15 protein-coding genes are annotated in these 12,633 nt (G+C 71.2%); 5 read left to right on the forward strand and 10 right to left on the reverse strand.

All coding sequences use genetic code 11. From position 1 onward, the window contains the following. Positions 1-158: 158 nt before the first annotated feature. Positions 159-1,424 (reverse strand): MFS transporter, encoded by a 1,266-nt coding sequence (locus tag ABZ896_RS49135; protein ID WP_360944766.1) that lies wholly within the window; start codon positions 1,422-1,424, stop codon positions 159-161. A 62-nt stretch (positions 1,425-1,486) separates the two neighbouring features. Here ABZ896_RS49135 and ABZ896_RS49140 point away from each other — a divergent pair, with 62 nt between their 5' ends. Further along, positions 1,487-2,437: a LysR family transcriptional regulator gene (locus ABZ896_RS49140; RefSeq protein WP_360944769.1), complete on the forward strand. Its 951-nt coding sequence runs from the start codon at positions 1,487-1,489 to the stop codon at positions 2,435-2,437. Between the two features lies 1 nt (position 2,438). Here the strand turns inward: ABZ896_RS49140 and ABZ896_RS49145 are convergent, their stop codons facing one another. After that, positions 2,439-3,194 (reverse strand): alpha/beta hydrolase, encoded by a 756-nt coding sequence (locus tag ABZ896_RS49145; RefSeq protein WP_360944772.1) that lies wholly within the window; start codon positions 3,192-3,194, stop codon positions 2,439-2,441. Between the two features lie 113 nt (positions 3,195-3,307). Here ABZ896_RS49145 and ABZ896_RS49150 point away from each other — a divergent pair, with 113 nt between their 5' ends. Beyond that, positions 3,308-4,471 carry an adenosine deaminase gene (locus ABZ896_RS49150; RefSeq protein WP_360944774.1) on the forward strand — a complete coding sequence of 388 codons (1,164 nt, stop codon included), beginning with the start codon at positions 3,308-3,310 and terminating at the stop codon, positions 4,469-4,471. 138 nt (positions 4,472-4,609) lie between these two features. Beyond that, positions 4,610-4,969, forward strand: coding sequence for an ATP-binding protein (locus tag ABZ896_RS49155; protein ID WP_360944777.1), 360 nt, complete (start codon positions 4,610-4,612; stop codon positions 4,967-4,969). 74 nt (positions 4,970-5,043) lie between these two features. Here ABZ896_RS49155 and ABZ896_RS49160 read toward each other — a convergent pair whose 3' ends face one another. The 5 genes from ABZ896_RS49160 to afsQ1 all read right to left on the reverse strand — a co-directional run bounded on the left by ABZ896_RS49160 (position 5,044) and on the right by afsQ1 (position 9,119). After that, positions 5,044-5,244, reverse strand: a complete 201-nt coding sequence (locus tag ABZ896_RS49160) for a PspC domain-containing protein (RefSeq protein WP_360944780.1) — start codon at positions 5,242-5,244, stop codon at positions 5,044-5,046. Positions 5,245-5,336: 92 nt separating this feature from the next. After that, the gene (locus ABZ896_RS49165; RefSeq protein ID WP_360944783.1) at positions 5,337-5,888 is read right to left on the reverse strand and encodes a VanZ family protein; all 552 of its coding nucleotides are present in this window, start codon (positions 5,886-5,888) and stop codon (positions 5,337-5,339) included. 113 nt (positions 5,889-6,001) lie between these two features. Continuing rightward, positions 6,002-6,628: a hypothetical protein gene (locus tag ABZ896_RS49170; protein WP_360944802.1), complete on the reverse strand. Its 627-nt coding sequence runs from the start codon at positions 6,626-6,628 to the stop codon at positions 6,002-6,004. A gap of 257 nt (positions 6,629-6,885) precedes the next feature. After that, the gene (locus tag ABZ896_RS49175) at positions 6,886-8,445 is read right to left on the reverse strand and encodes a HAMP domain-containing sensor histidine kinase (protein WP_360944786.1); all 1,560 of its coding nucleotides are present in this window, start codon (positions 8,443-8,445) and stop codon (positions 6,886-6,888) included. After that, positions 8,442-9,119 (reverse strand): two-component system response regulator AfsQ1, encoded by a 678-nt coding sequence (gene afsQ1, locus ABZ896_RS49180; protein ID WP_046261189.1) that lies wholly within the window; start codon positions 9,117-9,119, stop codon positions 8,442-8,444. Before afsQ1 ends, ABZ896_RS49175 begins: the two co-directional genes overlap by 4 nt. Positions 9,120-9,372: 253 nt before the next feature. Between afsQ1 and ABZ896_RS49185 the strand changes: the two genes are divergently transcribed. Next, positions 9,373-10,110 carry a SigE family RNA polymerase sigma factor gene (locus ABZ896_RS49185; protein ID WP_360944790.1) on the forward strand — a complete coding sequence of 246 codons (738 nt, stop codon included), beginning with the start codon at positions 9,373-9,375 and terminating at the stop codon, positions 10,108-10,110. 209 nt (positions 10,111-10,319) lie between these two features. Here ABZ896_RS49185 and ABZ896_RS49190 read toward each other — a convergent pair whose 3' ends face one another. Continuing rightward, positions 10,320-10,958, reverse strand: a complete 639-nt coding sequence (locus tag ABZ896_RS49190) for a uridine kinase (RefSeq protein ID WP_360944793.1) — start codon at positions 10,956-10,958, stop codon at positions 10,320-10,322. Between the two features lie 129 nt (positions 10,959-11,087). On the opposite strand from ABZ896_RS49190, the gene ABZ896_RS49195 reads away from it, so the two are divergent. Continuing rightward, positions 11,088-11,483: a hypothetical protein gene (locus ABZ896_RS49195; RefSeq protein WP_360944796.1), complete on the forward strand. Its 396-nt coding sequence runs from the start codon at positions 11,088-11,090 to the stop codon at positions 11,481-11,483. 110 nt (positions 11,484-11,593) lie between these two features. On the opposite strand, the gene ABZ896_RS49200 is transcribed toward ABZ896_RS49195, so the two are convergent. Beyond that, a complete protein-coding gene (locus tag ABZ896_RS49200) occupies positions 11,594-12,481 on the reverse strand; it encodes an aldehyde dehydrogenase family protein (protein WP_360944799.1) in 888 nt (295 codons plus the stop codon). Beyond that, positions 12,474-12,633: aldehyde dehydrogenase family protein (locus ABZ896_RS49205; protein WP_360944805.1), on the reverse strand; the 160-nt coding region annotated here is incomplete at its 5' end. The genes ABZ896_RS49200 and ABZ896_RS49205, both read right to left, overlap by 8 nt.

Genomic DNA, 12,633 nt, shown 5'->3' on the forward strand with positions numbered 1-12,633 from the left:
GCTGATTTCAGCCCGTCCGGCGTTTGAGGACGAGGCCCCTTCAGGGCCGAAGCGGGGTCTGGGGGCGCAGCCCCCAGGGATGGGACGGGTAGGGGCGGCGGGGGCGAAAAACATCCCCCGGCCGGCCGACCCCGGCCAGGGGAAGTGAGACGTGCGGCTCAGGCCGTCGCGAGCCGCTGCTGGGCCCGGGCCGCACGTGTTCCGAGGACGGTGATCGACACGACGCCGAGCACCGCCAACAGGCCGACCCCCACCGTTCCGGCCCAGCCACCCGCGTGGAACGCCACCGCGCCGACCGTGCTGCCCGCGCTGGAGCCGATGTAGTACGCCGACTGGTAGAGCGCCGAGGCCTGGGCGCGGCCGTGGGTCGCCGTCTTGCTGACCGCCGAGGACGCCACCGCGTGCCCCGCGAAGAACCCGCCGGTGATCAGGACCAGGCCCAGCAGCACCAGCCACAGGGAGCCGGAGAGGGACAGGAGCAGGCCCGTGGTCGTCGTACCACCCGCCGCGTACAGCGCGCCCCTGCGGCCCAGCCGGCCGACCAGACGGCCCGCCGTGGACGCGGAGACCGTACCCACCAGGTACACCAGGAAGATCGAGCCGATGATGCCCTGGGGGAGCGAGAACGGCGCCTCCGTCAGCCGGTAGCCGATCACCGTGTAGACACCGCCGAACACCGTCATGAACAGCGCGCCGATGGCGTAGAGCCGACGTAGGAGAGGGTCGGACAAGTGCGCCCGGACCGTGCCCAGCAGCACGCCCGGCTTCAGCGAGCCCGCCTTGAAGTGCCTCGGCGCCGGCAGCAGCAGCCGGAACGCCACCGCACACGCCACCGCGATCGCACCGATGACACCGACGGCCACCCGCCAGCCCCATTCCTGTGCCACCCAGCCGGTGATGACCCGGCCGCTCATCCCGCCCACGCTGTTGCCCGCGACGAACAGTCCGATCGCCGTGACCAGCGCCTTCGGCCGGACCTCCTCCGCCAGATACGCCGTCGCGGAGGCGGGCAGCCCCGCCAGGGCCGCCCCCTGCACCGCCCGCAGCGCGACCAGCCAGGTCAGCGAGGGTGCGAAGGGGACCAGGAGGGCGACGGTCACCGCGACGGCCAGCGAGCCCGTCATGACCGTACGGCGTCCGAAGCGCTCCGAGAGGGCGCTCATCGGGAGTACGAACAGGGCCAGCCCGCCGGTCGCGGCCGCCACCGTCCAGCTCGCCTCGCTCGCCGCGACCCCGAACTCGCCGGAGATCAGCGGGAGCAGGGCCTGTGTGGAGTAGAGCAGCGCGAAGGTCGCGACACCGGCGAGGAAGAGGGCGAGGCTCATCCGGCGGTAACCGGGGCCGCCCGGGGTCATCCGGGAATCGGGGGCGGAGACGGGGGAGACGGCGCCCACGCGGGTGGACGCCTCGGTACTGGCAGGCATGCTTCGAACCTAAAGATCCTCCGCTCATCCGTCCAATGCATGGATTCGCCATAATCGTTCCCATGGTGCATCAGCAGAGGTCACAGACTCATCTGTCACCGTCCAGTGACACAGAAGACATCGTCGCGCTGCTCGCACCCCGGCTCGCGTACTTCGCCGGGGTGGCCCGCACCGAGCACGTGACGCGGGCCGCGCAGGAGATGGACGTACCCCAGTCGACGCTCTCGCGCGCGATGGTCCGCCTCGAACAGGACCTCGGCGTCGACCTGTTCGCCCGCATCGGCCGCACGGTCTCCCTCACCCCCGCGGGCCGCACCTTCCTCGGCTCCGTCGAACGCGCCCTCGCCGAGATCGAGCGCGCCGCCGACGAGGTCCGCGCGGACGCCGACCCGGCCACCGGCAAGGTCGCCTTCGGCTTCCTGCACACGATGGGCTCGGAGACGGTCCCGGGCCTGATCCGCGCCTTCCGCGCCGACCACCCGCGCGTCCGCTTCAGCCTGGTCCAGAACTACGGCGAGGCGATGATCGAACGCCTGCGCGCGGGCGAACTGGACCTCTGTCTGACCTCCCCGGTCCCGGACGCCCCCGACCTCGTCGCCCGCCGCCTGGACGAACAGAAACTCCGCCTGGTCGTCCCCGCCGACCACCCCCTCGCGACCCGCAGACGCGTCCGCCTCGCCGAGGCCGCCGACGAGGCGTTCGTCACCCTGGAACCCGGCTACGGCCTGCGCCGCATCACCGACGACCTCTGCAAGGAGGCCGGCTTCAAACCGAAGATCGCCTTCGAGGGGGAGGAGGCGGAGACGCTACGGGGCCTGGTGGCGGCGGGACTTGGCGTGGCGCTCCTGCCGCCACCGGCTTTCCCTCGCCCGGGAGTGGTGGAGCTGACGGTGACGGCCCCAAGGGCGGCCAGGGAAATCGGCGTGGCGTGGCTGGACGGCCACCCGGACACCCCACCGGTGGCCGCCTTCAAGAAGTTCCTCTTGTCGAGAAGGGGCAGCCTGTTGCCCTGACCTACCGCCCGCGCCCGAAGCCGGAGGCGAGCGGCATCCGCAACCCCAACGGCGGCGGCGCGGCCAAAGCATCCAGAACAGGTCGGGACAGGGGCCGCCCGAACAACGCCCCCATCACGAAGTCCTCGACCAGCGCCCGGACTTCGTCCCGGTACTGATGCAACCCGTGCCCGTCGGAGTGCACCTCGAACCGGCACACCTCCCGGTTCGCCTTCTTCGCACGGGAGGCGAGCCGGAAGGACAACTCGGGGTCGGAGACCTCGTCGTTCGTGCCGTGCACGACCAGCACCCGCCGACCCACCAGCTGCTTCACCGGTTCGGGTGTCGCCGCCACGTCCTCCTCCGGCAGCCAAGGGGCCAGCGCCACCACGGAGTTGACGGCCTCGTGCCCGCCCGCGCGCAGCGCCGCCCGCCCGCCCATGCCGACCCCGACCAGGGCCACGGGGACATCGCCGTAGCGTCGTACGACCTCCTCGGCCGCCCAGGTCGCGTCGTGCGCGAGATGCGCCTCGCTGCCGTTCCAGCCGCGATAGCGGTAGTGGACGAGGTGCGCCGCCAGTCCGTCCGCCTGCCCCGACCTGGCCAGCCGCCGCCCCAACGCCCGTACGGCGGAGGGGAGTCGCAGGGAGGAGGGCCTGCGCAGAGAGGTTTCGTCGCCGCCCGGGAGCAGCAGCACCACCGCGCTCACCGCCGCAGGCTCCGGGCCGAGTGCGCCGCCCAGTTGGGCGCTGCGAACCGGCGTCGCTTGCTGTGCCATGACAGAACAGTGTCAGAAGCCCCGGTGGACCACACGCGTCGGGGTGGTCACCATTACGTATCGGCGGATTCGTACAACAGGCGATCTACGCGCGTAGGCGTTAGAGTGCGGAAATGACGAGCCAGACTGACCGGATGGGGGCCTCCCCGAGCCCGGACCAGATCCGCCGGGCACCCAAGGTTCTGCTGCACGACCACCTCGACGGCGGGCTGCGGCCCGGCACGATCGTCGACCTCGCCCGGGAGACCGGGTACGCCCAACTCCCCGAGACGGACGCCGACAGACTCGGCGTCTGGTTCCGCGAGGCCGCCGACTCCGGTTCGCTGGAACGCTACTTGGAGACCTTCTCGCACACCGTCGGCGTCATGCAGACCCGCGAGGCGCTGGTGCGGGTCGCCGCCGAGTGCGCCGAGGACCTCGCCGAGGACGGCGTCGTCTACGCCGAGGTGCGCTACGCCCCCGAACAGCACCTGGAGAAGGGGCTGAGCCTCGAAGAGGTCGTCGAGGCCGTCAACGAGGGCTTCCGGGAAGGGGAGCGGCGGGCCCGCGCGAACGGTCACCGGATCCGGGTCGGCGCTCTGCTCACCGCCATGCGGCACGCGGCCCGCGCCCTGGAGATCGCCGAACTCGCCAACCGCTACCGCGACTTGGGCGTCGTCGGCTTCGACATCGCGGGCGCCGAGGCCGGTTACCCGCCCACCCGGCACCTCGACGCCTTCGAGTACCTCAAGCGCGAGAACAACCACTTCACCATCCACGCCGGCGAGGCCTTCGGGCTGCCGTCCATCTGGCAGGCCCTCCAGTGGTGCGGCGCCGACCGGCTCGGGCACGGCGTGCGCATCATCGACGACATCCAGGTCCACGAGGACGGCACCGTCAAGCTCGGCCGGCTCGCCTCCTACGTCCGGGACAAGCGGATCCCGCTGGAGCTGTGCCCCAGCTCCAACCTCCAGACGGGGGCCGCCGCCTCCTATGCCGAGCACCCGATCGGGCTGCTCAGGCGCCTGCACTTCCGGGCGACGGTGAACACCGACAACCGGCTGATGTCCGGCACCAGTATGAGCCGGGAATTCGAGCATCTTGTCGACGTATTCGGCTACACGCTCGACGACATGCAGTGGTTCTCCGTCAATGCGATGAAATCAGCGTTCATTCCTTTCGATGAACGACTCGCGATGATCAATGACGTCGTCAAGCCGGGATATGCCGAGCTGAAGTCCGAATGGCTGTTCCAGCAGACCGCCTCCACCAGCGGTTCTGTGGAATCGGAGAGCTGAGCGGAGTCATCCGGCGGTGCGGAATGCGGGCGGGTGTTCACAATCCGTCCGCATTTCGATGTTTGCGGTGGGTGCCCTCGCGTGTTTACGGTCTTGGACCGCTCACTTCCCCGTAAACCCATTTCGAGGACGCATTTCATGAAGCAGTCTGCTGCCAAGACCCTCGGTGTCGCCGCCCTCGGTGCCGCCTTCGCCGCCGCCGGCGCGGGTGCCGCGAACGCCGCTCCGGCGGTCCCGGACGCCACTCAGGCGCTCGGCACCGTCTCCCAGGGGCTCCCCACCGAGAACGTCACCAAGGCGCTGCCGGGTGCCGGTGAGGCGCTGGCGCAGGCCCAGCCGGCGCTCGGAGCGGGCCTCTCGGCCGCGCAGCCGGCCGTGCAGAAGGTGCTCGCCGACGGCCCGACCGCGCCGGTCGCCGGTCTCCTCGGCGGGCTCCCCGTCGGCAAGGTGCTGCCCGGCGGCGCCGGCACCGGTGTGAACGGTCTGCCGCTCGGCTGACCCACGCTTCCCGTACGCGCCGGTGGGGCGCACCCCGTCCGTCTGTGGGGGTGCGCCCCACCGGCGTACGCGCGTCACCAGGCGGTCCGGGTCTTCTCCTCCGAGGGGAAGAGGATCCACAGCGCTATGTAGAGCAGGAACTGCGGGCCCGGCAGCAGACAGGACAGGACGAAGATCACGCGCATGGTCGTGGCCGAGGTGCCGAAGCGCCGGGCCAGCGCGGCACACACGCCGCCGATCATGCGGCCGTTGGTGGGGCGGGCGAGGCGGGACATCTGCGGCTCCTTCGTGAGCGTCGGGGGCGGTCCTTGCGACCGTCCTCCATCTGACGTCAACGCTACGGAGACGAACCGAACGAAGCGTCGCTCTACGGGGCGATGCCGACCCTGGGAATCGTCGGGGTCCGCCCCTGAGCCGGCTCCTCCTGGCGGACGGTCGTGAGCCGGTCCTGCTCGCTCCCGCGGCGGAGCCAGGCACGGGCGGCCGGGACCACGGCCGCGTGGGCGAGCGCCACGCCGACGGTGTTCAGGAGCAGCGAGTCGACGTCGACGACCTGGCCGGGGACGCCGGTCTGGAGCAGTTCGATGCCGAGCGAGATCAGGGCGCCGGCGGCGGACGTGCGGATCAGGGAGCCGAGCGGGGAGGCCCAGAGCCTGCCGTGCACCATCGGGAGCAGGAAGCCGAGCGGGGCCAGCAGGGCGAGTCCCTCGCCGATACGGCGGGCCGCCTCCTGCCAGCCCAGGGCGAAGTCGGCGCGGACGGTCGCCAGCGGGTGCAGGTTGGGCGGCACGACCCAGGGGACGTCCAGTGGTCGCAGCGTGAACCAGGCGACGAACGCGAGGTGCGCGACGAGGAGGAGAACCCCCGTCGCACGGATGCGGATCGCGGCACTGCCGCCGATGAAGCCTTGACGCTGCACGCCCCCGTAGACGCCGCCTTCGGCACGATCGGTTCCGGAACGGGGCGGGATGCGTACGTGAGGCGTGCGCCACAGGGGGCGGCGGGAGCGCCGGGACCGTGCGGAGGGGGCCGTCAGGTGCCGGTGAGTTCGGTGGACGGGGGGTGTTCGGTGCCCGGGGCGGAGCGGACGTGGTCCGTGCAGTCGTAGCGGCGCAGCGGGGTCGTGTCGGGGCCGCCGAGGATGACGGAGCCGTCGCCTTCCGCCGCGGCCGAGTCGGAGAACGTGCACACGATCTGGGCGAGGGCGTACGCGGACAGCTCGGCGGGCGCGGTGCTCAGCCGCAGCGTGTCCTCGGGGTCCTTGGGGCGCGGTCCGCTGACGGTCATGCCGCCGCGTACGTACGTCTGGTAGCCGGCCTCCCGCTCCGCGCTCGACGGCGCCTCCGCGAGCTGGTCCAGCAGGCCCTGCGCGACCAGCACCCGCCGCTCGGAGTCCGCGGTGCCGTCCGGCACCCGTACGGTCCGGTCCACCGCCACCAGCGACGACCCGCACAACAGAAACACCTGCACGGCGAGCCCCCGCGACGTCTGTGCCGCCGCATCCGGCTCCGACAACGCACACCGCACCCGAGACGGCGCGGGCCCGAAGTCGGTCGGTACCTCGGTGGACCGGATACCGCATCCGGCGAGCGCCAGGGCGAGGAGGGGGAGCAGGAGAAGCGGGCGCGGGGAGCGGCGGCGTGGGGCGAGCGCGTGCAGGGCAAGCTGCCACAGGCCACGTGGGCGCAGCACGAGGTGCCGGAGGGCGAGCGAGCGCGGGACCGGCAACTCCCGCTCGTGCGTGTGCGCCGTACGCCGTCCGGGAGCGCCTGGCTCCGGCGTCGGCAGTCGGCGGTCACCCGGCCCCGGCATCGACCGCCCCCCGTCACCCGCGTGCAGTGTCGGCACCCCCCGGTCACGCCCGCGCAGCGTCCGCAACCGTCGGTCCCCCCGGCCGTCCCCCGAGTGTTCCCCCTTCATCGGGTCTCCCCCTTCTCGTTCTTCTCGGGTTCCTCGGTCAGGGTCGATGCGTCGCGGGGGAGTCGTAGGGTGAAGATCGCGCCGCTCTCGGGGGAGTTGGCCGCGGTGATCTCGCCGCCGTGGATGTGGGCGTTCTCGAGGGCGATGGAGAGGCCGAGGCCGCTGCCCTCGGAGCGGGGGCGGGACGCGCTGGCCTTGTAGAAGCGGTCGAAGACGTGCGGGAGGACGTCCTCGGGGATGCCGGGGCCACCGTCCCGTACGGCGATGACGACCTCGTCGGCCGGGGCCCGCACCGACACCTTCACCGGAGACCCGCCGTGCTTGAGCGCGTTGCCGATGAGGTTGGCGAGGATGACGTCAAGGCGCCGCGGGTCAAGGCGCGCATGGATCCCGCGCTCGGCGTCCAGCTCCACCGCGTCCAGCCACGCCCGCGCGTCGATGCACGCCGTGATCTGGTCGGCCACGTCGACGTCGTCGAGGACCAGCCGGGCCGTCCCCGCGTCGAACCGGGTGACCTCCATCAGGTTCTCGACCAGGGAGTTGAGCCGGCGCGTCTCACTGACCACCAGACGGACCGCCGGCTCGATCATCGGGTCGACCGAACCGGACTCCGCCTCCAGCTCCTCCTCCAGGATCTCCGTCACGGCGGTGATCGCGGTGAGCGGCGTCCGCAGTTCATGGCTCATGTCCGCCACGAACCGCCGGGACGCCTCGTCGCGCGCGGCCATGTCGTCGACCCGCTTCTCCAGCGCCTCGGCCGCGTAGTTGAACGTCCGTGACAGATCGGCGAGTTCATCGGTCCCGGACACCCGCAGCCGGGTGTCCAGCTTCCCCTCGCCGAGTCGCCGCGCGGCAACTCCCAACCGGTGCACGGGCTTCAGTACGGTCGTCGCCGCGGCCTGCGCGAGCAGCGCGGAGCCGATCAGCGCGAGCCCGGTGGCGATCCCCAGCGACCAGGCAAGGGAGTTGAGGTCCTTCGCCTCCGGTTCCAGGGACTTGAGCATGTACCCGGTCGGGCCGCCGCCGATCACCTTCGTACCGGCCACGAGATACGGCGTGTCGTCGTCGACGGTCCGCTGCCAGTACAGGTGATACGCGTACTTGTTCGCGGAGTTGACCGTCTGCTGTTCGTTCACCGCCTCGCGCAGCGACACCGGCACGTCCTGGAGGGTGAAGCCGTCCAGGGCGCCCGAATTGCCGTACATCGTCTTGCCGTTCGCGTCCTTAGCGACGAGCAGCACGCTGAAGCGCTGGCTGCTGCCCGCCATCTCCCCGGCGGCCTGCTGGAGTTCGTCCTGCGTCGGCTCCTCGGGCAGCGCGCCCGCGCGGTTCTGCATCTCCTGCTGGAAGTCCCGCAGCACCGCGTCCTGGGCGCGGGTGAGAACCGCCTCGCGGTTGAGCCAGTAGGCGATCCCGGACGCGGACACGGCGGCGGTCAGCGCCACCAGGCCGAAGACGACGACAAGACGCAGCCGCAGACTGGTGAAGCGCAGCCGTGACCACACACCCCTGCGCGCCGCGAACCAGCCGCGGAGCCCCCCTTGCGCCTTTGTCACTGAGGCGTATCCAGCCGGTAGCCCACGCCCCGCACGGTACGGATCAGCGTCGGGGACGACGGCACGTCCTCGACCTTGGCGCGCAGCCGCTGCACACAGGCGTCCACCAGCCGCGAGTCACCGAGGTAGTCGTGCTCCCACACCAGCCGCAGCAACTGCTGCCGGGAGAGCGCCTGACCGGGCCGCCGGCTCAGCTCCAGGAGCAGCCTGAGCTCGGTCGGCGTCAGCTGCAGGTCCTCGCCGTTCTTCGTCACGGTCATGGCCGCACGGTCGATGACCAGGGAGCCGAAGCTCGCCGCGTCGGTCGACTCGCGCTCCCCGCGCCGCAGCACGGCCCGGATCCGGGCGTCGAGCACCCGCCCCTGGATCGGCTTGACCACATAGTCGTCGGCGCCGGACTCCAGTCCGACGACGATGTCGATGTCGTCACTGCGCGCGGTCAGCAGGATGATCGGCAGCTGGTCCGTGCGCCGGATGCGCCGGCACACCTCGAACCCGTCGATGCCGGGCAGCATCACATCCAGCACGATCAGGTCCGGCCGCTGCTCACGCAGCAGTTTCAGGCCGTCCTCGCCGGTGGCAGCGGTGGCAACCCGGTGACCCTGGCGCGTGAGGCTCAGCTCCAGGGCCGTACGGATGGCGTCGTCGTCCTCGATCAGCAACAGGGAAGGCACGGGCTCATTCTGGCCCATGGAGGGGGTGCGGTTCGACCTGTGGGGATACGGCAGTCCTCACGACCCCGCACACGGCCTCCCTACGGCACTCACCCATGGGTCTGCTGTGCGATTCCCGAGACGGACCCCTGTGACAGGTCTGTGACAGTCGGCGGACACGGCCATGAAGGTGCGAGGGCAAGCTTCTCGGCACGGGCAAGGAAGTACCGCCCGGAACGACCGAACACCGGAAGTCCACGACGGGGGGCGCGAGATGAACACGCTGCACAGCACCAGCGCTAGCGCGGTGATCACGCGTCTGCACGACGTGACCCGGGGTTCCGAGAAGTCCGGTGCCGTGAGCGGGCGGGGGTGCGCTCGCGGCACCGGGCGTCAGCACACCGCGTACATGACGGTGGTTGACGCTCGCACGGGGGAAACGCACGGGGGATCGTCGTACAGGGAGGACACGGGGGAGCGTCGTTCGCTGTCGGAGGCGGAGTTCACCGCCTACGTCCAGGAGCGCCGCGCCTCCCTGTACGCCACCGCCTACCACCTGACCGGTGACCGCTTCGAGGCCGAGGACCTGTTGCAGAGCGCGCTGTTCTCGACGTACAAGGCGTGGGACCGGATCAGCGACAAGGCCGCGGTCGGGGGCTACCTCCGCCGCACCATGACGAACCTGCACATCAGCGCGTGGCGCCGCCGCAAGCTGAACGAATACCCGACCGAGGAACTGCCGGAGACGCCCGGCGACACGGACGCGATGCGCGGCACCGAGCTGCGCGCGGTCCTGTGGCAGGCGCTCGCCCGGCTGCCCGAACTCCAGCGCACGATGCTGGTCCTGCGTTACTACGAGGGCCGCACCGACCCGGAGATCGCGGAGATCCTCGACATCAGTGTCGGCACGGTGAAGTCCAGCATCTGGCGGTCGCTCCGCCGGCTGCGCGAGGACGAGGTCCTCAGCTTCGGCCGTGACGAGGAGAACGCCTTCGGGGAGCTCGTCGCCTGAGGGTGGGGGAACACGGGGGAACACGGGGGACCGCGGGGACCGGCTGGGGGGCCGGTCTCTGGGGGGGGATAACGGGGGTCACGGGGGACCCACGGGGGAGCACCACAAGGGGGAAGCACCACCAGGGGGAGCACAGAGAAGCGGGGCTGGAGGGCCGGGGGGTCCGTCCAGCCCCGCTTTGCTGTGCGTGGCTTTGCTGTGCGTGTCCCTCAGGTCCGCGTCGCGCTGTTGCGCGGCCGCAGGGCCCACTCCGCGGCGGTGAGCCGTCCCATCGCCTCGTCGCGGTCGCAGGCGTACGCGCCCAGCGCGGTCTGCCGGGCCACGATCGACCGCTCGGCCCGCATCAGCCGCCAGCCCCTGCGCAGCAGGAACGGCACCGACTTGCGGCCCTCGCGCAGATCCCGCAGGAACCGGCGGCGGAACGTGCGCACCGGGCCGCGACTCAGACACAGCGCGTCGGCCAGCACGCCCAGCTCCCGGCAGCGGGTCACGATCTCGGCGGCGAAGATGCCCTCCGCGATGAACAACGGGGTCCGGCCCACGTCGACGGAGTCCTCGCCGGTGCGGGCGCTGAGCGAGATGTCGTAGACGGGGATCTTCGTACGACCCGTGCGGCACAGGTCGACGATCGCGGCCACGGCGACCTCCGCGTCCCAGGACCCGGGGTGGTCCCAGTCGATGTCGGAACTCCCCGCCACCAGCGGCAGCGTCGGATCGGTGCCCTCCTTGTAGAAGTCGTCGAGCCGCAGGACCGGAAGGCCGGAACGGGCCGCGAGGAGGGACTTGCCGGAGCCGGAGGGGCCGCAGAGCAGCACGACTCGCGTCGGTATGGGCGGTTGGGAACTCACGGGACACCAGTGTGAGGCATTCACCTGCTGTTCATCGACCCCGCGGGTCGGCTTTGAAGCGTGCGTCACACTTCAACTACCCTTCGTGCCGGTCTGATTACCCAGCGCACGGAAAAGGTGGCAGAAACGATGGCCCGACATGAGAACCCGACCGCACGGATCGCCCTGACCGCGCTCGCGACGGCGGGGGTGGCACTCGGCGCGGGGGCGGGGGTGGCGTCCGCGGCGGAGCCGGTCGTCGACGTGGTGCGCACGAAGCCGACCTCGCTGGGGAACATCGACCCGCAGTCCGGGATCCAGGGCCTCACCGCCAGCCTCGGCTACGCGACCGGCGCGCTCTCCGGTCTCAAGCCGAACCCGCTGGCGGGGACGGGCGTGGACCCCCTGGACAACGGGGTGGGAACCCAGCTCGCCGACTTCCAGCCGGTTGCTACGCAGGCGTTGACCGGCCCGGTCGCCCAGGCGCAGTCGATCGGCTCGATGCCGGTGGTGGGGCAGGTGGCGGGGCTTCTCGGTAACGGGTGACGGTTCGCAGGGGCGGCGGGGGACTGCGGGCCGTTGCCGGGTGCGGGTCCGGTGGTGGCTGGTCGCGCAGTTCCCCGCGCCCCTGAAAGCGCGGCCTGCGGCCGCTGCTTTCAGTAGGAGGAGCCGGATGCTCCCAAGGCGCCCGTCGGGTGCCAGACCGTCTTTGTTTCCAGGAAAGCCGTGAGGCGGTCCGTGCCCGGGGGTGTCGCCCAGTTGTCCACAGGGTGTGGACGGAGGACTCGCTTCAGGTTGTCCGCCGCCGCGATTTCGAGGTCCTTTGCGAGGGACTCGTCCGCGCCTGCCAGGTCGATCGCGTTGACGTCCTGGTGGGCCGCCAGGGTGGGGGCGATCTCTGCCGTGCGGCCCGAGAGGATGTTGACCACTCCGCCGGGGACGTCCGAGGTGGCCAGGACCTCGGCCAGCGAGAGGGCGGGGAGCGGGGACCTCTCCGAAGCCACCACGACCGCCGTGTTGCCCGTGGCGATCACGGGGGCGAGGACGCTCACCAGGCCCAGGAACGACGACTCCTGCGGCGCTACGACCGCGACCACGCCCGTGGGTTCCGGCGAGGACAGGTTGAAGTACGGGCCCGCCACCGGGTTGGCGCCGCCCACCACCTGGGCGATCTTGTCGGTCCAGCCCGCGTACCAGACCCAGCGGTCGATCGTCGCGTCCACCTGCTCAGCCGCCTTGGACTTCGACAGGCCCTCCGCGTCGGCGACCTCCGCGACGAACTGCGCCCTGCGGCCCTCCAGCATCTCCGCGACGCGGTAGAGGATCTGGCCGCGGTTGTACGCCGTCGCGCCGGACCAGCCGCCGAACGCCTTGCGGGCGGCGACGACCGCGTCACGGGCGTCCTTGCGCGAGGACTGCGGTGCGTTCGCCAGCCACTTGCCCTTTGCGTCGGTCACCTCGTACACCCGGCCGCTCTCGGAACGCGGGAACTTCCCGCCGACGTACAGCTTGTAGGTCTTCAGCACATTGAGTCGGTCAGACATCGAGGTATGCCTCCAGGCCGTGGCGACCGCCCTCGCGGCCGAAGCCCGACTCCTTGTAACCGCCGAACGGCGACGTCGGGTCGAACTTGTTGAACGTGTTGGACCAGACGACCCCGGCCCGGAGCTTGTTCGCGACCGCCAGGATCCGCGAG

Source organism: Streptomyces sp. NPDC047072 (assembly GCF_040643855.1).
GTDB lineage: Bacteria > Actinomycetota > Actinomycetes > Streptomycetales > Streptomycetaceae > Streptomyces.

Excerpts from the sequence above, each read along its gene's own strand:
- ABZ896_RS49145 (WP_360944772.1), bottom strand. The coding sequence starts at position 3,194 with ATGGCACAGCAAGCGACGCCGGTTCGCAGCGCCCAACTGGGCGGCGCA.
- ABZ896_RS49185 (WP_360944790.1), top strand. The coding sequence starts at position 9,373 with ATGAACACGCTGCACAGCACCAGCGCTAGCGCGGTGATCACGCGTCTG.
- ABZ896_RS49140 (WP_360944769.1), top strand. The coding sequence starts at position 1,487 with ATGGTGCATCAGCAGAGGTCACAGACTCATCTGTCACCGTCCAGTGAC.
- ABZ896_RS49200 (WP_360944799.1), bottom strand. The coding sequence starts at position 12,481 with ATGTCTGACCGACTCAATGTGCTGAAGACCTACAAGCTGTACGTCGGC.
- ABZ896_RS49135 (WP_360944766.1), bottom strand. The coding sequence starts at position 1,424 with ATGCCTGCCAGTACCGAGGCGTCCACCCGCGTGGGCGCCGTCTCCCCC.
- ABZ896_RS49150 (WP_360944774.1), top strand. The coding sequence starts at position 3,308 with ATGACGAGCCAGACTGACCGGATGGGGGCCTCCCCGAGCCCGGACCAG.
- ABZ896_RS49155 (WP_360944777.1), top strand. The coding sequence starts at position 4,610 with ATGAAGCAGTCTGCTGCCAAGACCCTCGGTGTCGCCGCCCTCGGTGCC.
- ABZ896_RS49195 (WP_360944796.1), top strand. The coding sequence starts at position 11,088 with ATGGCCCGACATGAGAACCCGACCGCACGGATCGCCCTGACCGCGCTC.
- ABZ896_RS49160 (WP_360944780.1), bottom strand. The coding sequence starts at position 5,244 with ATGTCCCGCCTCGCCCGCCCCACCAACGGCCGCATGATCGGCGGCGTG.